This is a genomic window from Ktedonobacterales bacterium (genome assembly GCA_036557285.1).
Classification (GTDB): Bacteria; Chloroflexota; Ktedonobacteria; order Ktedonobacterales; family DATBGS01; genus DATBHW01.
In genome coordinates this window covers 207,104-231,288 of the sequence record DATBHW010000005.1, presented here as the reverse complement: position 1 = coordinate 231,288, position 24,185 = coordinate 207,104, and the positions used below count along the sequence as shown (strand labels likewise).

General features: G+C 59.8%; 23 protein-coding genes. 16 read left to right on the top strand and 7 right to left on the bottom strand.

The features are described from left to right. On the top strand, positions 1-331 hold a 331-nt coding region (locus VH599_02630; GenBank protein ID HEY7347188.1), incomplete at its 5' end, for a hypothetical protein. Positions 332-700: 369 nt separating this feature from the next. On the opposite strand, the gene VH599_02625 is transcribed toward VH599_02630, so the two are convergent. Together VH599_02625 and VH599_02620 are read right to left on the bottom strand one after the other, a co-directional pair. Continuing rightward, the gene (locus tag VH599_02625) at positions 701-1,468 is read right to left on the bottom strand and encodes a 3-hydroxyacyl-CoA dehydrogenase (GenBank protein HEY7347187.1); all 768 of its coding nucleotides are present in this window, start codon (positions 1,466-1,468) and stop codon (positions 701-703) included. A 21-nt stretch (positions 1,469-1,489) separates the two neighbouring features. Continuing rightward, a complete protein-coding gene (locus tag VH599_02620; protein ID HEY7347186.1) occupies positions 1,490-1,711 on the bottom strand; it encodes a hypothetical protein in 222 nt (73 codons plus the stop codon). Positions 1,712-1,940: 229 nt separating this feature from the next. Here VH599_02620 and VH599_02615 point away from each other — a divergent pair, with 229 nt between their 5' ends. Then, positions 1,941-2,627: an SOS response-associated peptidase gene (locus VH599_02615; protein ID HEY7347185.1), complete on the top strand. Its 687-nt coding sequence runs from the start codon at positions 1,941-1,943 to the stop codon at positions 2,625-2,627. 59 nt (positions 2,628-2,686) lie between these two features. Next, a complete protein-coding gene (locus VH599_02610) occupies positions 2,687-3,937 on the top strand; it encodes a GNAT family N-acetyltransferase (protein ID HEY7347184.1) in 1,251 nt (416 codons plus the stop codon). A gap of 13 nt (positions 3,938-3,950) precedes the next feature. Here the strand turns inward: VH599_02610 and VH599_02605 are convergent, their stop codons facing one another. After that, positions 3,951-4,937 (bottom strand): MBL fold metallo-hydrolase, encoded by a 987-nt coding sequence (locus tag VH599_02605; protein HEY7347183.1) that lies wholly within the window; start codon positions 4,935-4,937, stop codon positions 3,951-3,953. A gap of 166 nt (positions 4,938-5,103) precedes the next feature. On the opposite strand from VH599_02605, the gene VH599_02600 reads away from it, so the two are divergent. Next, positions 5,104-5,868 (top strand): PspA/IM30 family protein, encoded by a 765-nt coding sequence (locus tag VH599_02600; GenBank protein HEY7347182.1) that lies wholly within the window; start codon positions 5,104-5,106, stop codon positions 5,866-5,868. Positions 5,869-5,998: 130 nt separating this feature from the next. Here VH599_02600 and VH599_02595 read toward each other — a convergent pair whose 3' ends face one another. After that, positions 5,999-6,706 carry a hypothetical protein gene (locus tag VH599_02595; protein ID HEY7347181.1) on the bottom strand — a complete coding sequence of 236 codons (708 nt, stop codon included), beginning with the start codon at positions 6,704-6,706 and terminating at the stop codon, positions 5,999-6,001. A 500-nt stretch (positions 6,707-7,206) separates the two neighbouring features. Between VH599_02595 and VH599_02590 the strand changes: the two genes are divergently transcribed. Next, positions 7,207-7,695 carry a heme-degrading domain-containing protein gene (locus tag VH599_02590; protein HEY7347180.1) on the top strand — a complete coding sequence of 163 codons (489 nt, stop codon included), beginning with the start codon at positions 7,207-7,209 and terminating at the stop codon, positions 7,693-7,695. A 17-nt stretch (positions 7,696-7,712) separates the two neighbouring features. After that, positions 7,713-8,849 carry an ArgE/DapE family deacylase gene (locus VH599_02585; protein HEY7347179.1) on the top strand — a complete coding sequence of 379 codons (1,137 nt, stop codon included), beginning with the start codon at positions 7,713-7,715 and terminating at the stop codon, positions 8,847-8,849. A gap of 215 nt (positions 8,850-9,064) precedes the next feature. Here the strand turns inward: VH599_02585 and VH599_02580 are convergent, their stop codons facing one another. Continuing rightward, a complete protein-coding gene (locus tag VH599_02580) occupies positions 9,065-10,063 on the bottom strand; it encodes a sugar phosphate isomerase/epimerase family protein (protein HEY7347178.1) in 999 nt (332 codons plus the stop codon). 410 nt (positions 10,064-10,473) lie between these two features. Here VH599_02580 and VH599_02575 point away from each other — a divergent pair, with 410 nt between their 5' ends. The 5 genes from VH599_02575 to VH599_02555 are packed head-to-tail and all read left to right on the top strand — an operon-like array spanning position 10,474 to position 15,848. After that, positions 10,474-11,313 carry an arsinothricin resistance N-acetyltransferase ArsN1 family A gene (locus VH599_02575; GenBank protein ID HEY7347177.1) on the top strand — a complete coding sequence of 280 codons (840 nt, stop codon included), beginning with the start codon at positions 10,474-10,476 and terminating at the stop codon, positions 11,311-11,313. Positions 11,314-11,320: 7 nt separating this feature from the next. Continuing rightward, a complete protein-coding gene (locus VH599_02570; GenBank protein ID HEY7347176.1) occupies positions 11,321-12,598 on the top strand; it encodes an MFS transporter in 1,278 nt (425 codons plus the stop codon). A 31-nt stretch (positions 12,599-12,629) separates the two neighbouring features. Continuing rightward, a complete protein-coding gene (locus VH599_02565; protein ID HEY7347175.1) occupies positions 12,630-13,796 on the top strand; it encodes a Gfo/Idh/MocA family oxidoreductase in 1,167 nt (388 codons plus the stop codon). Between the two features lie 57 nt (positions 13,797-13,853). Continuing rightward, entirely contained in the window at positions 13,854-14,606 is a 753-nt protein-coding gene (locus tag VH599_02560) for a sugar phosphate isomerase/epimerase (protein ID HEY7347174.1), read from the top strand. 45 nt (positions 14,607-14,651) lie between these two features. Continuing rightward, complete coding sequence (locus VH599_02555; protein HEY7347173.1) at positions 14,652-15,848, top strand: Gfo/Idh/MocA family oxidoreductase; 1,197 nt, start codon at positions 14,652-14,654, stop codon at positions 15,846-15,848. Between the two features lie 199 nt (positions 15,849-16,047). Here VH599_02555 and malZ read toward each other — a convergent pair whose 3' ends face one another. Beyond that, positions 16,048-17,946: a maltodextrin glucosidase gene (gene malZ / locus VH599_02550; GenBank protein ID HEY7347172.1), complete on the bottom strand. Its 1,899-nt coding sequence runs from the start codon at positions 17,944-17,946 to the stop codon at positions 16,048-16,050. Between the two features lie 180 nt (positions 17,947-18,126). On the opposite strand from malZ, the gene VH599_02545 reads away from it, so the two are divergent. From VH599_02545 to VH599_02530, 4 genes are all read left to right on the top strand, one after another. Next, positions 18,127-18,612 (top strand): MarR family transcriptional regulator, encoded by a 486-nt coding sequence (locus tag VH599_02545; protein HEY7347171.1) that lies wholly within the window; start codon positions 18,127-18,129, stop codon positions 18,610-18,612. Positions 18,613-18,694: 82 nt separating this feature from the next. Then, positions 18,695-19,945: an extracellular solute-binding protein gene (locus tag VH599_02540; protein HEY7347170.1), complete on the top strand. Its 1,251-nt coding sequence runs from the start codon at positions 18,695-18,697 to the stop codon at positions 19,943-19,945. Positions 19,946-20,076: 131 nt separating this feature from the next. Continuing rightward, positions 20,077-21,000 (top strand): sugar ABC transporter permease, encoded by a 924-nt coding sequence (locus tag VH599_02535; GenBank protein ID HEY7347169.1) that lies wholly within the window; start codon positions 20,077-20,079, stop codon positions 20,998-21,000. Then, positions 20,997-21,956: an ABC transporter permease subunit gene (locus VH599_02530; protein ID HEY7347168.1), complete on the top strand. Its 960-nt coding sequence runs from the start codon at positions 20,997-20,999 to the stop codon at positions 21,954-21,956. The genes VH599_02535 and VH599_02530 overlap by 4 nt, the downstream gene beginning before the upstream one ends. A 97-nt stretch (positions 21,957-22,053) precedes the next feature. Here VH599_02530 and VH599_02525 read toward each other — a convergent pair whose 3' ends face one another. Then, positions 22,054-23,109: a C39 family peptidase gene (locus tag VH599_02525; protein ID HEY7347167.1), complete on the bottom strand. Its 1,056-nt coding sequence runs from the start codon at positions 23,107-23,109 to the stop codon at positions 22,054-22,056. A 171-nt stretch (positions 23,110-23,280) separates the two neighbouring features. On the opposite strand from VH599_02525, the gene VH599_02520 reads away from it, so the two are divergent. Continuing rightward, positions 23,281-24,135 carry a sulfurtransferase gene (locus VH599_02520; GenBank protein ID HEY7347166.1) on the top strand — a complete coding sequence of 285 codons (855 nt, stop codon included), beginning with the start codon at positions 23,281-23,283 and terminating at the stop codon, positions 24,133-24,135. Positions 24,136-24,185: the final 50 nt, after the last annotated feature.

Sequence of the window (24,185 nt, the reverse complement as noted above, 5' to 3'; positions counted from 1 at the left end):
CGCCTGCCGCTGCCGCCGGGAACGGTCCCGATCCTGCCGACGCCCTGTGCGCTCTGCGAGCAGCCCGCGCGGTTTGCTACGCGGGCAGGCACGCCCGTCTGCCCCGATTGTTGGGCCGGAGCGTACCCCGCGCCGACCCCCACACCTGAAGCGTTCGCAGATGGCGCAGCGCGCCACTTGTAGCGCCGCCTTCCAGGCGGCTAACGATTCGCCAGCGCCAGCGTGTGCCCTCCAGCCCAACGGACCGGCAGGCCAACGTCCAGCCGCCGAGACGGCGGCGCTACAGGTGGCGTGTGCCCTCCAGGCCAACGGACCGGCGGGCCAGCGGTGAGCCGCCGAGACGGCGGCGCTACAGGTGGCGTTTGTGATAGGTGGTGGAACGATGACCTGGGGGACAACCGCAGCGATTGACCAGAGTCGAATGCCCGGCAGGGCCGGGTAAGGGCAACCGCCAGGCATTGAGCGAAGCGGTCACAGCGGCTGTGAAGCGCCCCGCGTGCAGCAGTATAGCAGGCGCTGGCCTCTCTGATCAAGTCCGCTGGCGGCTGAAGGCCGCGCCTGGAGTCCCTGCGGGACACGAAGCCCGCCAGCGCGGGCTAGGACGAAGGCCCCGCCCACACGGGCGGGGGGAGCCTGCGTCGGCAGGCTTGGTGGGCGATAGCCCTCCAGGCGCGGCCTTCAGCCGCCAGCAGGCCGCCGGTCAGCGCGCCTGCATGCGCAGCGCGCCATCCAGGCGAATCACCTCGCCGTTGAGCATCTCGTTCTCGATGATATGGACGGCCAGCGCGGCATACTCGTCTGGTCGGCCCAGGCGCGGAGGGAAAGGCACCTGCTGGCCCAGGGACAGGCGCGCGGGTTCCGGTAAGCCCGCCAGCAAAGGGGTATCGAAAATGCCCGGCGCAATCGTCATGACACGAATGCCATAGCGGGCCAGTTCGCGGGCGATGGGCAGCGTCATGCCGACAATGCCGCCTTTCGACGCCGAATAGGCCGCCTGCCCAATCTGCCCATCAAAGGCGGCCACCGACGCGGTATTGATGATTACGCCGCGCTCTCCGCCCTCGCCTGGGGTATTGTCGGCCATGACGGCTGCCGCCAGGCGAATGGCGTTGAAGGTACCAATGAGGTTGACAGCGATCACCCTGTTGAAGGAAGCCAGGCTGCTCGGCCCACTCTTGCCCAGGACTTTTTCAGCCACCCCGATACCGGCGCAGTTGAGCAGGACATGCAGCCCGCCGCAGTGCTCGACGGCTGCCCGCACCGCCGCCTGCATCGAGTCCTCTTCGGTCACGTTGGCCTTGACGAACAGCGCCGCCGCGCCGATGTGCTGCGCCAGCGCCGCGCCCGCCTCGCCATTCAGGTCGGCAATAACGACCTTCGCCCCCGCCGCGCTCAATCGCTGCGCGCAGGCAGCCCCCAGCCCCGAAGCGCCTCCTGTGACAAGGACTCCCGTATTCTGGAGTTTCATTCGCCTGATCATCCCTTCTCATTAACTGACGAGCGGGCGTCGGTCATCTGACAAGGCATCGCCGTGATCATCGAGGATAGGAAAGATCGCCCGCAGCGACGAGCGCCTGCCCGGCTGGAGCGCCTGAACGGGTTGGGGCGTCTGCATCTGGCGCGGCGGTTCACAGAGCAGGCAATCCTGGGAGCCGCGTATCAGGAAACGCTCCCAATGCGGGCAATAAAACCACTCCTTGCGTTGCGTCATGGACGCCCTCTTTCTGAAAGCTGGAATCTGCTGCCCTTCCAGGGGGTAGCCACTGGCTCATCACTGCTCCAAGAGATGAGAACGATGTGGGAAGGTGTTTTCGCGCATACTCGCCTGAATGGGCAGGCAGGTTCTCACGCTTCTCTTTCCATTATACCGCAGGAAAGAAAGAATCTCTTGATAAGAGCAGAGCGTGTGAAGTAATCTGTCTCTCAAGAGATGTTCCATCATGCAGCAGAAAGGAGCGGAACCCATGTGTGGCCGCTATGTCCTGGCTGAAATCGAGGCGCTGGCCGGGCGCTTCAATGTCGAGGCGCAACTGCCGCCCGTCGCGGCGCGTTATAATGTAGCGCCGACGCAAACCATGCCGGTGATCGTGAAGCACAGCCCCAATCAGCTTGTGCTGATGCGCTGGGGGTTGCAGCCGTCCTGGGCCAGGGAGGGCAAGGCCGAGTCTGCGTTGATTAACGCCCGCGCGGAGACGCTGGCGCAAAAGCGCACGTTTCGCCAACTCCTTTCGTCTCGGCGCTGTCTGGTCCCGGCCAGCGGCTTTTACGAATGGCAGCAGACGGGTTCGGGGAAGGTTCCTCATTATATCTCGCTGAAAGATGAGCGGCTGTTCGCCTTCGCCGGCCTCTATGATCACTGGACAGACGAGCAGGGGCAGGATGTATACTCTTATACGATCATTACCACCGCGCCGAACGCGCTGATGGCCGCGATTCACAACCGGATGCCAGCCATTTTGCGCCGGGAAGAGGAGGAGTCGTGGCTCAACCCTGATGAGACGGAAGCCGAACGTCTCCTGCCGCTGCTCAAGCCCTATCCGGCGGAAATGATGCAAGCCGCAGCGGTATCTCGCGCGGTGAACAATGTGCGCAATGAGGGGCCAACCCTGCGCCAGCCGCTTCAGTAAACCGTCGTGCTTTTCAGCGCCAGCCCACCGCTGGCTGTGTACAAGAGGAGGCAGCGCCCTTGCGCGAGATTCGGCGGCTCTCTGGCGACGAGTTTTTGGATTTTGCCAGGATTTCAGCGAACGCCTACCCGGCCTTTCCTATTCACACGGAGGAGGAGCGCCAGCGCATGGCCGGGCGCTTCCGCGAACAGGACGCCGATCCGGCGCGGCCCTTCTATGGTCTGTTCGAGGCAGAGACGCTGCTGGGCGGGATGATCCTCTACGATTACACCATGAACGTACACGGCGCTCAGGTTCCGGTTGAAGGCGTGGGCGCCGTCGCGGTTGACCTGCTGCATAAGAAGGAACATGCCGCCCGCGATTTAATCCGTTTCTTTCTCGATTACTCCAGGGATAAGGGGGCCGCGCTGGCCCTCCTCTATCCCTTTCGCCCCGATTTCTATAAGCAGATGGGCTTTGGCTATGGAACGAAGCTGAACGAATATCGGGTGCATCCGGCGAGTTTGCCGAAGGGGCCATCGAAGCAGCATATCGCCTGGCTTTCACAGGCCGATACGCCATTAGTGCTGGGTTGTTATCAACGCTGCCAGGCGCGCACGCATGGCCTGATCCAGCGGTCTGAGGCGGATGTCGCGCGCTTCTTTACGGCTGCCGACAGGCGGGTGGTTGGGTATAAGCGCGACGGCCAGGTGCTGGGCTACCTGGTCTTCACCTTCCGCCGACATGACCAGGGCAACTTTCTCATCAACGACCTGCATGTAGATGAACTGCTCTACGAGACGCGCGAGGCGCTCGCTGCACTGTTCACTTTCCTGCATAGCCAGGCCGACCAGATTCGTTTTGTGGTGATTCGGACCCAGGACGAGGAGTTTCATCACCTGCTGCTGGACCCGCGCTCTGATTCAGAGGCGCTGCTGCCATCGGTCTATCATCCCAGCAATGTGCAGGGCGTGGGCCTGATGTATCGCGTGATCGATCTGCCCGGCATCTTCGAGCGGCTGCGCGAGCATGACTTTGGGGGCCAGAACTGCCGGGTCAAGATGACGCTGAACGACAGCTTCTATCCGGCGAACGCGGGCAGCCTGGTCGTGCATTTCAGGGATGGCAGGCCATCAGTGAGCAAAGAGGATGCCCACGACGTAGAGATGCGGCTGGAAGTGGCGGAGTTCTCTTCGCTGCTGCTGGGGCTGGTGCGCTTTCGCAGCCTGTATCTCTATCACCTGGCGGACCTCTCCGACCCTGGCTATCTCGAAACGCTCAACCGCCTCTTCCATGTCCCTGATAAGCCCATCTGCCTGACGGCTTTTTAGGGCCGTACCCGCGCTATGATGCGGCACGTTCCCACAGGACCGCGCCGTCGTCGCCCATCAGTTTGCGGATGCGCCCGGCGTGGGCCAGCGCCTGAAGATGGGCCAGCGTCTCCATCAACGCCAGGCGCTGCTGAAAGGGTTCGCCCTGCACGCGCTTGTAGATCGTTTTGGAGATGTCCCAGCCGCTGAGCGGCCCGGTGGTAAGCAGGTCTATCATCTGATTCTTGCGGCGTTCGTGGTGCGCCAGCATCTCGGCAATGCGCGCCCGGTGGTCGTGGATGGGGTCGCCATGACCAGGGAGCGTCAGCGCCACGTCTACCTGCTCAACGGCGTGGAGCGCCGCGTAAAAGTCATCCAGCGGGCTGGGTGAGGATTGGGGGTGCTGCGAGATGTTGGGCGTCGTGCCAGGAAGCAGGTGGTCTCCGGCCAATAAGATACGCTGCCTGGTGTCATAGTAGCAGAGATGGCCTGGCGAGTGGCCGGGTGTCCAGAACGTGCGCAGTTCGATCCCCCCGATCTCCAGGGTTTCGTCGCCCTCCAACACGATGTCCACTTCGGTTGGCTGCACGCTGTTGAGCATCTGGAGCGAGACTTTCGAGAGGGCTTCCGCCTCCGCCGGAGACGCGCCGTGATGGCGCAGCCACACCTCGACCTCGGCCAGCAGGGGGGCTACGGCCCGGTAGCGGCTGGCGATAAACGGTTCTTCCAGGCGATGGACAAATACCGGCGCTCCACTGGCTTCCTTCAGTCGGCCCGCCGCGCCCATGTGGTCGGGGTGGACGTGCGTGAGCAGCAGGTGTGTCAGGTCTGCTGGCTTGATGCCGAGTTCTGCCAATCCCTGCTCCAGCACATCCCACGCATCGCGGCTGTTCAGGCCGCAATCCACCAGGGCGAAGCCGTCTCGATGCTGCAACAGATAGAGATTGACGGTGACTGGAGGAAACGGCAGCGGCGAGATGATACGATAAATATGGGAAGATACCGCTTCTGCAATTGCCATATGCTCTGCTCCTGGGCTATCCGTAATAACGCGCTCTGCCTCTTTATCAGGGGAGAGGTTGATGCGTATACTATACCTGTCTCGATATAGTGTACCCTATAGAAGCGGACCTGCGAAAGCCAGGGCCATCAAAAGCGGCGCTCAGAGGAAAGAAGGAGGAGCTGTCATGGGGCTGATCTCCCGATTTACAACGTATATTAAAACGGTCTTTAGTTCGGCATTGGATAAAGCAGAAGACCCTGGTCAAACCCTGGACTATTCGTACCAGCAGCAGCTTGAGCAATTGACGAACCTGCGCCGCGCGATTGCCGACATTGTGACTAATGAGAAGCGGCTGGAACTGCAACAGACCCAGGCGCAGACGCAGATCGCCAGGTATGAGGACCAGGCGCGGCAGGCATTAGCCGCCAACCGCGAAGACCTGGCGCGCATGGCGCTGGAGCGCCGCCAGAACCTGGAAACGCAGCTTACGGGTTATCAGCAGCAGATTGAGCAGATGAAGGCGCAGCAAGACAAGTTCGCGCAGATGGAACAACGCCTCTCGGCGCGGGTGGAGGCGTTCCGCACGCAGAAGGAGATGGTCAAGGCGCAGTATGGCGCGGCCCAGGCGCAGGTCAAGATCAGCGAATCGGCGACGGGCATTTCTGAGGAGATGGCCGATGTGAACCTGGCTGTCGAGCGCGCCCAGGATAAGGTGCTGACGATGCAGGCGCGCGCCCAGGCGATGGACCAGTTGATCGAGGAAGGTACGCTTCAGGACACCGCGATGATTGGCCCTGGCGGCGACAATCTTGATCGCCAGTTGAACCAGATCAGCAGCCAATCCCAGGTTGACGCTCAACTGGCGGCGATGAAACAGCAACTTCAACTGGGCGCTGGCCCCGCGCCCCAGGAGCCGCCCCGGCTCCCCGGCGGGGAAAGTAAGGAGTAGGGGACTTGTAGCGCCGCCTTCCAGGCGGCTCAACGCTGGCCTGCCGGTCCGTTGGCCTGAAGGGCGAACGCTCGCGCTGGCGAATCGTTGGCCGCCAGGATGGCGGCGCTACAAGTGGGCCTTTTCGCTGCTACTTCAAGCAGAGGTCCATCCCGCTCTCGTCACCGATGCAGTGCCCGGTTTGAGAGAGAATGACGACTTTCTTGATGTTGGAGAATTGTTTCAGCGTCGCGGTGATCTCTGCGGTGACACGGGCATCCACCCCGATACCCGCGCTGCTGAAGGGTCGGCAGAATTGTACGGTAGCGGTTCCCTGCTCAGCGACCTTGCCCTTCTTATTCAGGCTGAGCCTGAAGTCCCTGAAGTCTGGCCGTCCGTTCGACTGTGCGCTGGTGCAAGAGGCCGGGCCAGAGAAAGAACTGTTCAACTCCGTGTAGTAGCCCGCATCGCTCTCTGAGAGAGTAGGCCCGGCAATCAGCGATTGAATGGCGAAGGTTGCCACCCCCAGGGTTGGCGAGTAGCGGTTCACCGCGAAGACCGCGCCGTAATCCGGCGCATCAAACCTGGAAAAGTAGACTTTGATGAGGTAGCTTTTCGCGCTGCTGGTCTGTGGCGCGAGTTCATTTTGTTCGCTTACGGTGGTGACTGGCACGATGTCGGCCTGGTTAGTCGCTGCGGCTGTTGTGTTGGCTGCGCCAGATTGGCCCGGCCCGGCGCAGGCCGTAAGAAACAGCACGAGCGTTGCGACGGCAAACAGCCCTGCCGCGCCGAGGAAATGGCGCTGATGCCTCGCTGCCGCCTGAGCGGCTGGAAATGGGGAAAAGAGCTTCCCTTTCATGATTTTGTCCTTTCTTGAACAGAGCATTAGTGATGGTCTATAAAAGTTCTCTGAATACCACACGCGCTACAACCCTACTTGAGCATCCTTCTTTGAGCATCCTTCTTTAGAATGCCTCACACAACCGACGGTTGGCCCCACCCCTGCCGCCTGGAAGGACGGCGCTACAACCCCGCCCCTGCTCGTGCGGAGGTTGTGTGAGGCCCCCTTAGAACCTTTCCGCAGAAACCTTCCATAGTGAGAGAGCCAAAAAACACGTGTTTCCCTACAATTTTGGGGGTGCTGTCTGGCCTCGCTCGCATCACTGACCTCTTGCTATAAAGCCAGGATGCGCCTGCTCTGCGCGAAGAGATGTGAGCTATGTCACTCTGAAAGTGTGCGCTTGTTCACAGTCCTACCTCATCGGTGAATGGTTTGCTCAAAACAACCTGATGGTTGGTCTGGTGAGATTGTGGTACTCTACGGCAGGGCAAAGCCGTCTCCAGTAAAGAGAGGTTTCGATGGAAAACTACCAGGGACTCTTGCGCACATTGCTTCACCAGGAAGAGGTTCTGCAATTTAGCGAGTTCACCAACGAGATCGCATGGGAAGTGGGCAACCGGTTGGTCGAAACCGCCCAGCAGAACCATAAAACGATCACAGCGGATATTTGCAGAAATGGTCAGCAGCTCTTTCATTGCGCGCTGACGGGTACCTCTGCCGATAATGATGCATGGATCAAGCGCAAGAATCGCGTGGTCAATCATTTTGGGCATAGCTCCTATTACATGGGCATCCTGTATAAGAGCAAAAACACGACGATTCAGGACAGCGCCCTGCTCGATCCCCGCGAGTTTGCGCCACATGGGGGCGCGTTTCCCATTATCGTCAAACAGGTCGGCGTGGTCGGGACGATTACGGTATCGGGGCTGCCCCAACACGAAGATCATGAACTGGTGGTTCAGGCGCTGGCGGAGTATTTAGGGGTGAAGCTGGAACAGGCTGTGTAACAAGAAGGAGCGCGCACATGCCGCAGGCGGTTGAGACGCTGCTGCGAAAGCTGGTTGCTATAGACTCTATTAACCCCGATCTTGTGCCGGGAGGCGCGGGCGAGGCGGCTATTGCGCAGTTTGTGGCGAACTGGCTTCAGGAAGCGGGATTAGAGGTGACGCTGGATGAGCCGGTGGCCGGACGCCCCAGCGTCGTAGGGATTGCGCGCGGTTCGGGAGGTGGGCGGTCGCTGCTGCTCAATGCGCATATGGATACGGTTGGCGTGGTCGGCATGGAGCATCCCCATGAGCCGGGGGTCGAAGGCAACCGCCTCTATGGGCGCGGAGCGTATGATATGAAAGGCGGCCTGGCGGCGATCATGCTGGCGGCGGCGCAGGCAAAGCAGCGCGGGCTGCGCGGCGATGTGATTGTGACCGCTGTGGCCGATGAGGAGTATGCCAGCATCGGTACGGCTTCGGTGGTCAGGCGCTGGCGCGCCGATGCGGCTATCGTGACTGAGGCGACGGCGCTTGATCTCTGTCTGGCGCATAAGGGCTTCACCTGGCTGGAGGTGGAGGTGACTGGCAGAGCCGCGCATGGTTCGCTACCCAATGTGGGCGTTGATGCTATCGTGAAGATGGGCAAGATTCTCACCGGACTGGAGCATCTGGAAAGCGCGCTCGCAGCGCAGCCAGCCCACCCGCTGCTTGGGCATGGCTCGCTGCACGCCTCGCTTATCACCGGGGGCCAGGAACTTTCCAGCTATCCTGAGCACTGCCTGTTGAGCGTAGAACGTCGCACGCTGCCTGAAGAGACGCCGGAGCAAGTTGAGGCGGAACTTCAGCGCATCATTGACCAGTTAGCGGCGGCTGATCCCGCGCTTCAGGCTGTCGTCAGGACCACGCTGGCCCGCGCTGCCTTTGAGGTTCCGGCAGATGCGCCGATTGTCCAGGCAGTGCGCGGCGCGGCCAACGCTGTGCTTGGCCGGGAACCGGCGGTCTTTGGGGCGGCCTGGTGGATGGATTCGGCTATCCTCGCGGCCAGCGGTATTCCGACCGTGATCTTCGGCCCCAGCGGCGAAGGCGCGCACGCGGCGGTAGAGTGGGTGAACCTGGATGATGTGGAACGCTGTGTGGAAGTGCTGGTGAGGGCCGCCACCAACTTCTGCGGCTGACACCACTTGTAGCGCCGCCGTCTCGGCGGCCAACGATTCGCCAGGGCGAGCGTTTGCCCTCCGATCCAACATCTCGGCAGGCCAGCGTTGAGCCGCCGAGACGGCGGCGCTCCGCACGGTGCTGCGCGGCGTCTGGGCTGCTGGAGCCGCTCACCAGCAGCCCCCGCGCTCCTGGTTCAATCTGGGATGACTCATGGCTACAAGTAGACGCGCTGCTATTTCCCCCGGAAGGCCGCGTCGAAGGCTACCGAGGATGGGGTGAAATCGGTGCGCCGGATGAAGGCGAGGGTGTCTTGCGCGCCCCATTCGCGGTCCATGCCCACGTCCTCCCACTCAACGGAGAGCGGCCCTTGATAACCAATGCGGTTGAGCGCCCGGAACAGCGCCTCAAAGTCCACATCGCCATGCCCTGGGGAAACGAAGTCCCAGCCGCGCATAGCTTCGCCAAAGTTGAGGTGGGAACCCAGGATGCTTCTGCGGCCATCCAGGCGGCGCTTCGAGTCTTTCACATGGATGTGATAGATGCGGTCAGCGAACTCTTCGATGAAAGCAGCCGGATCGAGGAATTGCGGGATGAAATGGCTGGGGTCGAAGTTCAGCCCAAAGCCAGGTCGGTTGCCGATGGCGTCAAGCGTTTTGCGGGTGGTCACGAAGTCGTAAGCAATTTCGGTTGGGTGAACCTCCAGGCCGAAGCGCACGCCCTCCTGATCAAACACATTGATGATGGGATTCCAGCGCCGCGCAAAATCTTCGTAGCCGCGCTCGATGTCTGCAAAGTTGTTGGGGGGAAAAGAATAGAGCAGATGCCAGATGGCCGACCCGGCGAAGCCATTCACCTGCTGCACGCCAAACGCGGCGGCGGCGCGCGCGGTGTCCATCATTTCCTGGGCGGCGCGCTGGCGCACGCCTTCCGGGTCGCCATCGCCCCAGATGTGGGCAGGCAGAATATCTTTGTGGCGGGCGTCTATGGGGTCGCAGACGGCCTGGCCGACAAGATGATTGCTGATGGCAAAGCATTGCAGGTTGCGGCGGTTGAGTATATCCCGCTGTGATTGCGCATAGCGCGGCTCCGCCAGCGCGCGGCGCACATCGAAGTGATCGCCCCAGCAGGCCAATTCAAGGCCGTCAAACCCCCACTGGCTGACTTTCTCTGCCAGCGTCTCCAGCGGCAGGTCAGCCCATTGTCCGGTAAACAGCGTGATTGGTCGTGTCATCTCCCTCTCCTTGTGATGCTGAAATGATGATGCCATCATAGCTTTCTGCGCCGATTTCCACAAGCCAGATAGCTGGTTCCGCCACACATGAGGTCTTGGCAAGCGCGGCGTGTGACTTGTAGCGCCGCCATCTTGGCGGCCAAGGATTCGCTAGAGCGAGCGTTCGCCCTCCGGTCCAACGTACCAACAGGCCAGCGTTGAGCCGCCAAGATGGCGGCGCTACAAGTGGCGTTCGCCCTGCGGTCCAACGTACCAACAGGCCAGCGTTGAGCCGCCAAGATGGCGGCGCTACAAGTGGTGTCCGTGATAGGTGGTGGAACCGATGAGCCTGGTAATTGTTGACATGGAGGAGAGGGGTACTTATAATCGGATAATCGGAAAAAACCGGAACAAGCAGGTGAGAGGAGGCCATGATGAAAACGGGTGAATTGGCCCCGACAGCGATTGAAGCCCGTGTGCTGCGTGTGCTGCGCGCGCTGGCGAATCCGGCGCGCTTTCGCATTGTGGCGCTGCTTGCCGAGCGCAAGGACTGTACGGCTGTGCAGCTTACTGAGGCGCTGCCGCTGGCACAGTCCAGCCTCTTTGACCATCTGACCCTCTTGCGCGAAGCGGGCATTGTGCAGGCAAGCAGCGATGGGCCGAACCGCTATTACTGCCTGGACCCGGAGATTATCGAATTCCTCGCGGCCTATCTCAGCGGGTTGGGACAACAGGCGCGTTCCTGGGCCGGGCTGGTCAGCGCAAGAGAGGAGGAGCATTTGGAGATTCGAGAGGCCAGCCGCGATGATGCAGCCGCTATTGCCCACATATATAATCAGGGGATCGAGGATCGGGCAGCCACGCTAGAGACGCAGCTACGCACGCCGGAAGAGCGGGCCGAATGGCTTGCCGCGCGCGGGCCTCGCCACCCGGTACTTGTCGCAGTGGAGCGTTCAGGGATGGTTGTGGGCTGGGGTTCGCTCAATCCCTTCAACCCGCGCCCGGTCTATGATCACGTTGCGGATTTCTCCGTCTACGTCGCGCGCGAGCAGCGTGGACGGGGTATTGGCGATGCGCTGCTGGGCGCGCTGGAGAAGCGGGCGCGCTTGCTCGGCTATCACAAGATGGTGCTGGCGGCCTTTCCGACCAACGCGCCAGGGATGCGTTTATATGAGCGTCACGGCTTCCAGACCGTCGGTATCTATCACGAACAGGGCTTGCTCGATGAGCAGTGGGTGGATGTCATCGTGATGGAGAAGATGTTACCTTGAGACGACGATGAGAGAACACGCGAGCCATCAGAAGCAGCGCCCGCAGGGCGTGTACTATGGCTGGGTCATGCTCCTCGGCGTTTCGTTTACTGAAATGACGTCGTGGGGAGTGCTGTATTACACCTTCACCGTGTTCGTGAGGCCAATGCACGCCGCGCTGGGCTGGTCCACGTCTGAACTAACCGGAGCCTTCTCCCTGGCGCTGCTCTGTAGCGCCGTGGCCGCCATTCCGGTTGGCCGCTGGATTGATCGTCATGGGACGCGCTGGCTGATGACCTGCGGGTCGTGCGCTGCCACGCTGCTGCTGCTGGCCTGGGCGGCGGTGGGAAATCTGGCCCTGTTCTATCTGATCTGGATCGGCATTGGCATCGTCATGGCGGCTGTTCTCTACGATCCTGCCTTTGCCCTGGTGGCGACCTGGTTTCATCGGCGGCGTACCCGCGCCCTGACGATTCTAACCTTCATTGCTGGTTTTGCCAGTGTGATCTTTGTGCCGCTGGCGGCGTGGCTGGTCCAGCTTCAGGGGTGGCGCGTGGCGCTGGTCACGCTGGCGCTGTGCCTGGCGCTGTTTACCATTCCCTTGCACGGGCTCATCTTGCGCCGCCGACCGGAAGATATGGGCCTGACGCCTGATGGGATTGCTATGTCGGCATCCATACCGCCCGCGCAGATGGCTGAAAGGCCGGGCGTCTCTGTACAGATTGCGCTCCACGAAACCACGTTCTGGTGGATGGCCGCAGCCTTCGCGCTTACGACGCTGGCGGCTGCGGCGATCACGGTACATCTGGTTCCCTATTTGATTGATCATGGCTATACCGCCAGCTTTGCCGCCAGTATGGTTGGTCTGATTGGCATCATGGCCCTTCCGGGGCGTCTGGTCTTCACGCCGTTGGGAGAGCGCCTGCCGCGCCGTCTGGTGACGGCTCTGATCTTCTTGCTCCAGGCTATTGCGCTGCTCGTGTTGCTGCTGACGCCTGGCGTCGTCGGCGTGGTTGGCTTTGTCCTGCTGTTTGGCGCTGGCTTTGGGGCGATTACGCCTGCGCGGGCGGCATTGGTCGCCGATCATTACGGCTCGATGCACTACGCGAAAATTAACAGCGTCCTGGGGCTGTTTATTACCGGAGCGCGGGGGATCGCGCCTGTTGGCGTGGGCCTGCTCTACGATCTCCTGGGAGCATACCCACCCATCTTCTGGGCGCTGGCCTTGCTCTCTGCGCTGGCGGCGGGGGCTATTCTGCTGGTAGATTACAACAAAGCGGTTTTTCGTGGTACTATAGAAGCCTGACATGCGAAAACTCAACAGCAGGAGCCAGGGTGTGAACGATAGATCAATTCAGCCAGCAACAGCGACTCAACCCGCCAGAACCATTCAGCCACTCCAACCTGTGAACGTTGGGGTTATCGGCTGTGGCACGATCAGCAGCCGATATCTGGAGACCCTCAAACACTTGAAGATTCTGGAGACGCTGGCCTGCGCCGATTTGTTTCTTGAACGAGCGCAGGCGCGGGCGGCAGAGTTTGATGTGCCGCGCGCTTGCAGCGTTGAGGCGCTGCTCGCTGATCCAGAGATCGAGCTGATTCTCAATCTGACCATTCCGGCGGCGCATGCCGAGGTGGCGCTGGCTGCGCTGGAGGCGGGCAAGCACGTTTATAATGAGAAACCGCTTGCCATCAGCCGCGCCGATGCGCGCCAGATATTGGACACGGCTGGGGAGCGCGGCTTGCTGGTGGGCAACGCGCCCGATACGTTTCTCGGCGGAGGGTTGCAGACGTGCCGCAAACTCATTGATGATGGCTGGATTGGTGAGCCTGTCGCCGCCGTCGCGTCAATGATGGGGCGTGGGCCGGAACGCTGGCACCCTGATCCGGCTTTCTTCTATCAGCGTGGGGCTGGTCCGATGCTGGATATGGGTCCGTATTATCTGACGGCGCTGGTCTCGCTGCTGGGTCCGGTTCGGCGCGTCACCGGCTCGGCCAGGATCACGTTCCCTGAGCGCACGATTACCAGCGCGCCCCACTATGGCGAGATGATTCCCGTGCAGACGCCGACGCATATTGCCGGGGTGTTCGACTTTGCCAGCGGCGTTGTCGGGACGATTATCACCAGCTTTGATGTGTGGGAGAGCAGCCTGCCGAGCATAGAGATTTACGGGACGCGCGGCTCGCTCAGTGTGCCAGACCCCAATATATTTGGCGGGCCGGTACGGGTGCGGCGCGCTGGAGCGCAGGAGTGGGGTGAGACGCCGCTGACACACGGCTACAGCGAAAATAGCCGGGGCATTGGCGTGGCCGAGATGGCCTATGCGCTGCGCCTGGGCCGCTCGCATCGCGCCAACGGAGCATTAGGGTATCATGTTCTCGATCTGATGCTGGCGTTTGAGGAAGCTTCGGAGCAAGGCAGCCATATCGAGATTAGCAGCATGTGCGAGCGCCCAGCGCCGCTGCCGCTGGGCGAGGTGGAAGAGGAAACGCTCAGGGCATAATGGGAGCATCATCCCGCCTACATATAAAGCGGGTTTCCAGACAAGAAGGAGAAATACATGGACCGGCCACCCATTGCGCTGCAACTCTATACGGTGCGCGACGAGACCGCGCGTGACTTTGCAGGGACGCTTCGGCAAGTGGCGCAGCTTGGCTATCGCGCCGTTGAGTTTGCGGGCTATGGCGGACTCGCAGCGGACCAGATGGCAGAGCTATTAACAGAGCATGGCTTGCGCGCTGCGTCAACGCATATCGGTCTGGCGGCCCTGGAGAGCAATCTTGGCCGCGAGCTTGATTATTGCCAGACGATTAACTGCTCCGCGCTGGTTCTGCCCTGGCTGCCGCCTGAGCAGCGCGGCGCGGACGACCTGCGCGCGCTTGCCGAGCGCCTCAATGAGATTGGCCGCCGCTGCCACGAGCGCGGCATCGCGTTTGGCTACCATAACCATGATTTTGAGTTTGCTCAGAGCGAGGGGGCGATGCTCCTCGACGCGCTGCTTGAAAACACAGACCCGCTGGTGGTTGCCCTGGAGCTTGATGTCTACTGGGCGGCCTATGCCGGTGTCGATCCGGCGGCCTATCTGCGCAAGCGCGCTGGCCGCGCGCTGCTGATTCATGTCAAGGATATGGCGGCTGACCGGAGCTTTACCGAGGTAGGCGATGGGACGCTAGACATGGTGGGCATTTGCCGGGCAGCGCACGAGCAGGGCGCGCGCTGGTATATTGTGGAGAATGATCAGCCCCGTATCCCTTCGCTGGAGAGCGCGCGCCGCTCGTTGGAAAAGCTGCGGGGTATCTTGCAAGCGATCTAAATGCCTGTGATCAGCTTGTTCATGTAGCCACAAGAGGAGGGTTGTATGTCAGATCGTGTCGGATTTTTGACGATGGGCGAGGGCGGCCAGGCGTCTGCTGAGATACCGACGCTTGGCGTGGGCATGCTGGGCTATGCTTTTATGGGCAAAGCGCACACTAACGCCTACAAGAAGCTGAACTACATTTATACTCCTCCGCCTGCGCGGGCCAGATTGGTTGCTATTGCGGGCAGCAATCAAGCGCGTGTGGAGGCTGCGGCGCGCCGGTATGGATACGAGAAGGCTGTTACCGACTGGCGGGCGCTGGTGAATGATCCCGACATTCAGGTGTTTGATAATGGCGCGCCCAATCATTTGCACGCCGAACCCTGTATTGCCGCTGCGCGGGCTGGCAAGCATATCATCTGCGAGAAACCGCTGGGCCGTACCGCCGCCGAGGCGAAGCAGATGTGGGAGGCGGCGCGGCAGGCTGGCATTGTGCATATGTGCGCCTTCAATTATCGCTTCGTTCCGGCTATTCGCCTGGCGCGGGAGATCATCCAGGCGGGTCGGCTGGGCCGGATCTATCATTTCCGCGCGCGCTATTTGCAAGAGTGGATTACCGATCCGGCCTTTCCAATGGTCTGGCGAATGGATGCGGAGACGGCAGGAACAGGGGCTATCGGCGATCTGGGTACGCATATCATTGACATCGCGCGTTTTCTGGTTGGCGAGCCAGCGACGATCAGCGCGAATACCGCGACGTTTATTCCTGAGCGGCCAACCGCAGAAGGTGGCACCGGGCGGGTCACGGTGGATGATGCGTTTGCCGCTACACTGACCTTTGCCAATGGAGCGATAGGCACGCTGGAAGCGACCCGTTTTGCGCGCGGTCGCAGAAATCATCAAGCATTAGAGATCAACGGTGAGAAAGGTTCGCTGGCCTTCAATATGGAGCGCCTGAACGAACTGGAAGTCTATTTGCCCGAAGAAGAGACTTCCCGCGACGGGCAGGGCTTCCGGCAGGTGCTTGTCACCGAAAGTACGCACCCGTTCTATGACGCCTGGTGGCCGCAAGGGCATATCATCGGCTGGGAGCATACGTTTGTGCATGAGATCAAACACTTCTTCGATGCTGTTACCAGCGGGAAGCCGGTTGCCCCGGAGGGCGCTAATTTCGAGGACGGCTATCGCGCCTCGGTGGTGGCCGACGCCATTGTGGAATCGGCGCGCAGCGGCCAGCGCGTGGCTATCACGTACTGAGCGCGCCTTGCAACCTTCTGGCAGAGCAGTGGTCCTCACCTGTTGAGCCGCCTTCCAGACGGCTCAACGCTGAGAGCGAACGCAGCGATAGAGAGCCAGCGTTTACGCTGGCGCAGCGTCTCGCCGCCAGGGACGGCGGCGGTACACGCAGAGGTCGGCGCTACAGGCTGATTGGGTGTTGTTCAATGGGTTGATGTGTTTAACCGTCCCTCAGAACCTGCCAGACTTGCGCGCCAAGCGAGGGCAAGCTGTCCAGGGGCAGCATGCCCCCGACGATACGTGCCTCGGTTCCGGTCAGCACATTCCGCAGCCGGGTTCCTTCTTCCAGCCCGACGTGGCTTACTGGCAAAGCTCGAACCCCATCGCTTGATCTTCTTGCCACAACCAGTAATCTTTCCTCTGGAGCCTCGCGCAGATAGGCCAGCGTCTCGTTGGCGGCATAGACGAATTGGATGCCTCCCCAGCGCAGCGCGGGCGAGGTTCTGCGCAGCCGAATGAGCGTCTGATACAAAGCGCGGAGTTCATGGTTCCACTTCTGAGGCTGCCAGGGCATGCAGCGCCGGTTATCAGGATCACCGCCGCCGTCCAGCCCAATTTCGTCGCCATAATAGACACATGGCACGCCCGGATAGGTGAAGAGAAGTGTGGCAGCGAGGCGAACACGATCTTCTTCACCGCCGAGAATGCCGGAGATGCGCGGGGTGTCGTGGCTGTCCAGCAAGTTCAACTGCTGCATGGCAATCTGCCAGGGGATCGCGGCCAAAAACGCGCGCCATTGATCAACCAGCGCCTCCGTTGGCAAGGGATGGCGTCTGGCCCAGGGAGCGCGCCAGTGCTGATAGAGGCCAGATGGGGCGAGCCATTGTTGCAACGGCAGCATAAATCCCTGGTAATTCATGCCAGCGTCAAGTTCATCGCCCTGGAGGTGGGACGTGCCATCAAAAAAGAGTTCGCCAAGCAGATAGGCGTGAGGCGTTTCTTCTTTGCTGGCGCGCCGCATGCCGCGACCAATCTTATGCCCAAGCTGGCTTTCTCCCTGGCGCGCCAGCATATTGGCTACATCAATCCGCCAGCCATCAATGGAGAACGGCGGGCGCAGCCAGTAACGTGTGATCGCGTCTTTATTCGCGTACATGATCTCGCGGAGCCGCTGGCTGCGATAGTTCAGTTTGGGCAGGCTGTGTATCCCCAGCCAGGTGGTGTATTCGTTGCGCCCGCGATCAAAGGTAAAGAACTCGGCCTCCGGGGCTGTCGGATTGGCCTGCGCTTTGAGAAACCAGGGATGGGTGGCCCCGCAGTGGTTGGGTATCATGTCCAGCACCAGCCGAATGCCGCGCGCCTGTAACGCCTGGCGGAGCGCGATGAGCGCGGCTTCCCCGCCAAAATGGGGGTCAACGTGTAGATAATCTTCGACATCATACTTATGGTTGCTTGGGGAAGTAAAGATAGGGGTGAGGTAGAGCGCCGAAATGCCCAGTTCCTCCAGATAATCCAGCTTCTGGAGAATGCCCTGGAGGTCGCCGCCGAAGAACTCGCGCGCGCCGGTTCGGTCATGGGAGGCAGGCGCTTCTTCCCAGCGCCGGGCAATGACGGGCTTTCCGTGGTACAGATATTCCCCGCTGCGAACGTTATTAGTGGGGTCGCCGTCAGCGAAACGATCAGGAAAAATCTGGTAGAAGACGGCATCCTGCACCCAGGAAGGCGCCTGGTAGTCGGCGAGGAGTACGAAGTCGTGCGCGTCGGTGGGGGTATGGCGCATCGCTCCTAGAGCCGTGAGCCACCATTCTCCTTCTGGCGTCAGCAGCCAGAAGCGGTAGTTGTTGCGCGGCATGGTCAGGGGGAACTCCACTTCCCACCAGCGGCACGTCGCGTCGGTCTGAGTAAGGCGCATCTCAAGCAGTGACTGGTTACCGTCGGGAGAGATGCGCAGGAATACGCGCTCAACCGGCGCATTCAGGCCGGTACGCAGCCTGATTGACACGCGCTCACCGAGCGTATACGCGCGCGCGGTGACATAACGCGGAGACCCATCGTGGTGCAGGCTTGTCGTCCAGTGCATATCAGTTGTGCGTCCTTCTTGTTTAAGATGTGCGCTCATTATATCCGCTTCCTCTGTTTCTGCACGAGAGCAGCGCCAGATGATAACGCGCGCGGCTCATCCCAGTGTTCGCTGGGATCAAAAAACACGTCCTAAAAACAGTTGACTTTTCAACTGTTTTGTATTATACATTCTGTAAGTCAACTGTTGAACTCATAACTATTACAGAAAGCGGGCGCTATGAGTCGAGGCGAAGAAGAAAAGGATGTCACCCAGGAGGTCTATCAGATGCTGAAAAAGGCGTTTCTCTTACTTGATGACTGTGACCGCCACTTCTTCACCACCTATGGCCTTAGCTCCCGCCAGTTCTGGGCCTTACAGCATCTCGATGAACAGCAGGGACGTTCAATGGTTGACCTGAGTCGGGTCTTGCTGACCGATAAAAGTAATGTCACTGCCATTGTAGATCGGCTGGAGCGAGCTTCTCTGGCCCGGCGCACCCCTGACGCGCGTGATCGCCGCGTCTTTCTCATTACGCTGACCCCCGAAGGTCGTCGCTTGCGTGATTTCGTCTGCAAGGAGCATGAAGCGCGTATTCGTGAGCTGATTGGTGTCGTCAACGAGGGCCATTTACACACTCTGCTGGATCATCTGACGACGATCAGCGATAACCTGGAGAGCTATCTGGAGCAGGCTGATAATCCTCCGCTCGCTCTGCCAGGATAGGTTGCGCAGTTTTGCGCCATTTTTTCCAGGGGGGATAACGGCCAATGCGGTCCCCCATACGCTCATCGAGGAGGGTTGATCCATGTCTATCAAGCGTGTCGGCGCGTACCTTCTTCCGCTCGCACTCATCAGCGCATTTTTCCTGGCTGCCTGTGGTTCTAGCCCTGGTGGCCCTGCCAGCAAGAACATTGATTACAGCGGTAATATCGTCATCTGGCATGGCTGGGAGGGCAGCTATCTGGCAGAGAAGCAGGCCATTTTTGATGCCTATCATAAGATGCACCCGAATGTAACCATTACGCTGGTTCACCAGGAAGATGTGGTGCAAAAGTCCGTTACGGCGATCAACGCTGGCTCTGGCCCGGATATAATCGCCTGGGCGGATGATTCGCTGGGTACGCTGGCGCAAAGCCGGATCGTGATTCCGCTGGACGACTACATCAGCAAGAGTTTCGTTGATAAAACCTATAATAAGGCAGCGGCGCAGGGTGTGGAGTTCAACAATCATGTGTGGGGCGTGCCGGAGGCAGTCGAAGCGGTGACGATCATGTACAACAAGTCGCTCATATCCGCCGACCAACTGCCCAAGACCACCGACGATATGCTGACGTTCGCACAGAACTACCAGGCGCAGCACCCTGGGAGCTATGGTATAGTCTGGCCTACTGAGGACGCCTATTATAACGCCGGGTGGTTCTATGGCGCTGGCGCGTTCTATGTGCATGAGGACGGCAAAGTTGGCCTGAATACCCCGGCTGGGATTTCGGCGGGCAAGTTCCTGGATTCCTTTAAGCCCTATCTGCCAAGCCAGATTGATGGCGGTGTTGCCAGTTCGCTCTTTAAGGAAGGCAAAGCGGCGGCGGTCATTGATGGCCCCTGGAACTACAACGACTACTCTAAAAGCACGAACGATAACGTCGGTTTTGCGATGCTGCCGGTGGTATCTTCCAGCAGCAAGGCTGCTCAGCCGTTCGTAGGGGTGAAGTCGCTGTGGGTGACGAAGCTGTCCAAGAATCCGGCCCTGGATGCTGACCTGATGACGTTCTACACGAACGCTGAGAATCAGATTGCGATGGCGAAGGCCAACGGCGAGATTCCGGCGAACCTGGCCGCCGATAATGACGCGAGCGTGAAGGCGCTGGCATCGGTGGGCGGCTTTGCGCTTCAAGCAACCCTGGGAACGGCCCTGCCGAATACGCCGTATATGTCGCAGTTGTGGAAGCCGGTGGCTGACGCGCTGACCGCTATCTGGACCGGAGCGCAGACACCTGAAGCCGCGCTGGCAGATGCGCAGCAAGCGGCTGAGCATAACATCCAACAACTCAACTCGTAGGCACGTGAAGCGCCGGATGAACTGATGCGCTGATTGGAAAATAGGAAGGGTGGAGGCCAGGATCGCGGTTCTCCACCCTTCCTGTATACTGCGCTCACATACTGCTACGCTCTGGTAAGAGGAGGCGCCATATGCTGACGGTAAAGCGTAGAACGATTGCCATGTATTTGCTGCCGCTTTTTACCGCAGTTGCCATCATCAATCTCTACCCGATTCTGTACATGGTTACCATCTCGTTTACCAACAAGAGCCTGTTTCATCTCGATGATTATCACTTTGTTGGCTTACAAAATTATCAGCAGGCGTTGGGCAGCTTGCAAAGCGATTTTTTGTATGTCGTCCTGCTCACTTTCCTGTATGTATTTGTCTGTGTCGCGCTCTTTCTGATCTTCGGGATGTTGACGGCGCTGGCGTTGAACAACCCCAGGATCAAAGGGCTGCCTTTCTGGCGGATGGCGTTGATCTTGCCCTGGGCGGTACCCAGTCCCATCACGGCGCTCGTCTGGAAGTTCATGTTTCATTATGACTTTGGCCCGATTAACAAGCTGCTGCGGGTGGCATTTGGGCCGGAGGCCGGGGTTCCCTGGCTGACGACTTCGTGGGGAACCTTTGCTGCGGTGGTTATTATCAATCTCTGGCTTTCTTATCCCTTTTTCACGGTGGTGATTCTGGGCGCTTTGCAAAGCGTACCCCAGGAATTGCACGAGGCGGCCAGCGTGGATGGCGCGAATGCCTGGAAGCGTTTCCGCTATGTCACTTTGCCGCTGCTCCGCCCAGCCATCACGCCCGCAACCATCTTGAGTGCTATCACCACTTTCCAGATGTTCAATACGGTCTGGCTGGTGAACCGAGGCGGGCCAATCACCAGCGCGCTCAAGCCTGGTTTTACCTCGTATGTGATGATCTACATGTACAACAAGCTCTTTGGGGATACCGGCGGTAATCCCAAATATGGCGCTATGGGGGCGGTGGCCGTGTTGATCTTTGTGATCCTGCTGCTGATGACGATTATTTCGCTGCGCGCCACGAATCTGACCAAGGAGGCCCAGGCATGAGTGACCAGACGTTGAAGGCGAGCGCCGGCGCGCTGCCAAAGGCCGGGATAGCGAGCAGGGTGGGCGAACGCGAGGAAGCGAGAGCCATGAGCCTGAGTCGGCGGCGCAGGGCAAGCCCCTGGACTTTCTTGATCTACGTGTTTCTCGTGGTTATGACCATCTTTGCGCTGTTCCCCATTTATTTTGTCCTCCAGGCATCGCTGCGCGGCAATCAGACCCTCTATACTACTGATCTTCAACTCTTTCCGACGAAACCAACCCTGGATAACTATAGGTTTGTTCTCACTCAGCTTCCTTTCCTGAACTGGGTGTGGAACTCGATCTATGTCTGCGGCCTGGCGACGCTGATTGGCCTGTTCTGTTCGACTACTGCGGCGTATGCGCTGGCTCGCTTCCGCTTTCGGGGTCGGCAGCTTACGCTGGTGGTTCTGCTGGGCATCTATGCGTTTCCGAGCCTGCTTGCTCTGATGGCCTACTACCTGCTTTTGCAGTCGCTGCACCTGATTAATACGCTGGAGGGGCTGGCGTTAGTCTACGCGGCGCAGTCGGTGGTGTTTGGGGCGTGGAATATGAAGGGCTATTTTGATACGCTGCCTGTGGAACTGGAGCAGGCGGCGCTGGTGGATGGGGCAACCCCTACCCAGGCGTTTTGGCGTGTCACCCTCCCGCTGGCGGCTCCGGCGCTGGCAACCACGGCGCTCTTTGCGTTTATCCTGGGCTGGAATGAGTTTGCCCTCGCAAATATCCTGCTGAACTCGAACGGCCTGGGAGGAGAGAGCCTGGGGACCAATATCACCTTTCCAGTCGGAATCTACAGCCTGACAAGCAATTTCCGCGTGCCGTGGGGCTATTTCGCCGCAGCTTCGGTGATGGTTGCCGTTCCGATTATGATCCTGTTCTTCTACTTGCAGCGGTTCTTTAAGTCCGGCTTGACGATTGGAAGCGTCAAAGGCTAATTGAATGGTTCTGCGTGCGGCACTGCCAGAGGCAGTGCCGCACGCAGAACCATCTCTGGGCTGTCTACCTGAACATCAGGATGGATAGCCATCAGCTTCAGGGGGCCGGAGTGAGGAGAACGGTCAAGCCTCTTCCACGACTCCAGAGATAGATGAACTTGTCGTGGGAAAGGTAGCTAATGCGGTAGAGCGAGGAGTCAACGATCTTCAAGCCATCGCTGTTCCCGCCGACAACGACCACGAAATGGCCTCCACCAAGGGCAGGATAATAGCGGCCAACGTTATCCCGTATCCCCACAATCACCGGAAGGCCCTGCTGCGTGGTCACGCGCACTATTTCTTCATAACTGAGCGCCTGCTGAAATTGAACGTCAGCGTGGAAGTGATGTAGTTCAGCCGTGTAGCCCCAGGCGTTCTGACTCATCAAACCTCCCCAGGTGGTGATGTAGGGCGGGCTGTGGGCGCTCATCTCGTCAATGACCTGCCCAATAGTAACATTCGTCCGGCCCCAGGCGCGCATGACTTCGGTAAAGCTGGCCGCGCTGCATGACGAATTCCAGAAGAGGTCATGCTGACGTGACGAGGTATAGCCAGCGTTTCTGTCGGCTTGAATGATGGGGTGAACGTTCTGCGCGATCTGCATGTCCTTGACGGCAGTAGGTGAGACAGGCGCGACACTGGAGGCGCCTGTGAAGGAGGGGTGGTCGCTCCTTCCGCCCCCGGCAATGGCAAAGGTGGCGGTCAGTACGGCTAAAAGGACGGCCCCCATAACTGCGAACTTCAGCAGGTTGAGGCGCGACGGGGGAAGGTTCTGGATGCGGAAACGTTTCGCGCCAACTCTTCCAACAGAATGCGTGGGCGCGGGAATTAGTTGAAGATCGGCAGACGGCGGCGCCGGGAGTTCCTCTGGTTTGAGCGCGGGAAGCCGCAGCAGGGTGGGTTGCTGATGGATGCCTGAGCGGTCAGCAGCAGGCAGCGGTTGAGTTCTGGAGGGCTGTTGAGCCGTCTGAGACGATTCGACAACGGGAAGAAAAGGATGTGTTGTAAAACGCTGAGCAGCGTCTGGTGAAGCAAATGCAGGATGGTGATGGGGGGATGGGTTCCATTCCAGGGTTTCAGACAGAGTATGCGGGTCGCCAGGACGACGGGACATGCAAGTATCCCATTCCAGGGCCTCTATGGGCCATCAGTACAACAGTTTCCCGTGGGATACTTTAACGGATGTCCTACCTGTCTGTCTTGTATAACGGGTAGGTTTGGCCGAAAAGTACTAAGAAATGAGCGTCGTTTCCCCTGAGCGAACGTATGAAAAGGAGACATTATCATGTACCAAACGCTGATTACCGCTTCTGAGCTTGCCCAGAAGCTCTCTGCGCCCGATTGGGCGATTGTTGATTGCCGGTTTTCGTTGGGTGATAGTGAGCGCGGGCGCAGTGATTACGTCCAGGCGCATATCCCCGGAGCCGTCTACGCGCACCTGAACGAAGATTTATCCGGTCCCATCGCGCCCGGCAAAACTGGTCGGCATCCGCTCCCTTCCATAGAGACCTTTGCCCAGGTGTTATCGAACTGGGGAATTGATGGCTCTGTGCAGGTGGTCGCCTATGACGAGAGCGATGGCTCGATGGCGGCTGCCCGGCTCTGGTGGATGCTGCGCTGGATGGGGCATGAGGCGGCGGCGGTCTTAGACGGAGGCTGGCGGCAGTGGCAGAAAGCAGGGTATCCGGTGGCGGCAGGCGTGGAGCGCCGCGCCCCGCGTGCCTTTATTCCCCAGGTGCGCGGCGAGTTAGCGGTCTCGGCTGATGCCGTGTTAGCAAACCTGCGCGATCCCAACGCTCGTTTGTTGGATGTGCGCAGCGGGGAGCGGTATCGGGGCGAGAAAGAACCTATTGACCCGGTGGCCGGGCATATTCCAGGGGCGATCAATGCCCCGTTCGCTGATATGCTGGGTGATGATGGTCGCTTTTTGTCGCCGGAAGCATTACGAGCGCGCTTTCAGGCGCTGCTGGGTGGGGTTCCGCCTGAGCAGGCGATCTTCTACTGCGGTTCGGGAGTCACTTCGGCGCATGAACTGCTGGCGTTAGCGCACGCTGGCCTGGGTGATGGGCGTTTGTACGCGGGATCGTGGAGTGAGTGGATTACCGATCCGCATCGTCCGACCGCCACAGGGGCAACCTGATGAGCGCATGTCGGTGTTTCACGTGAAACATCGGACGCCCGCGCCATTTC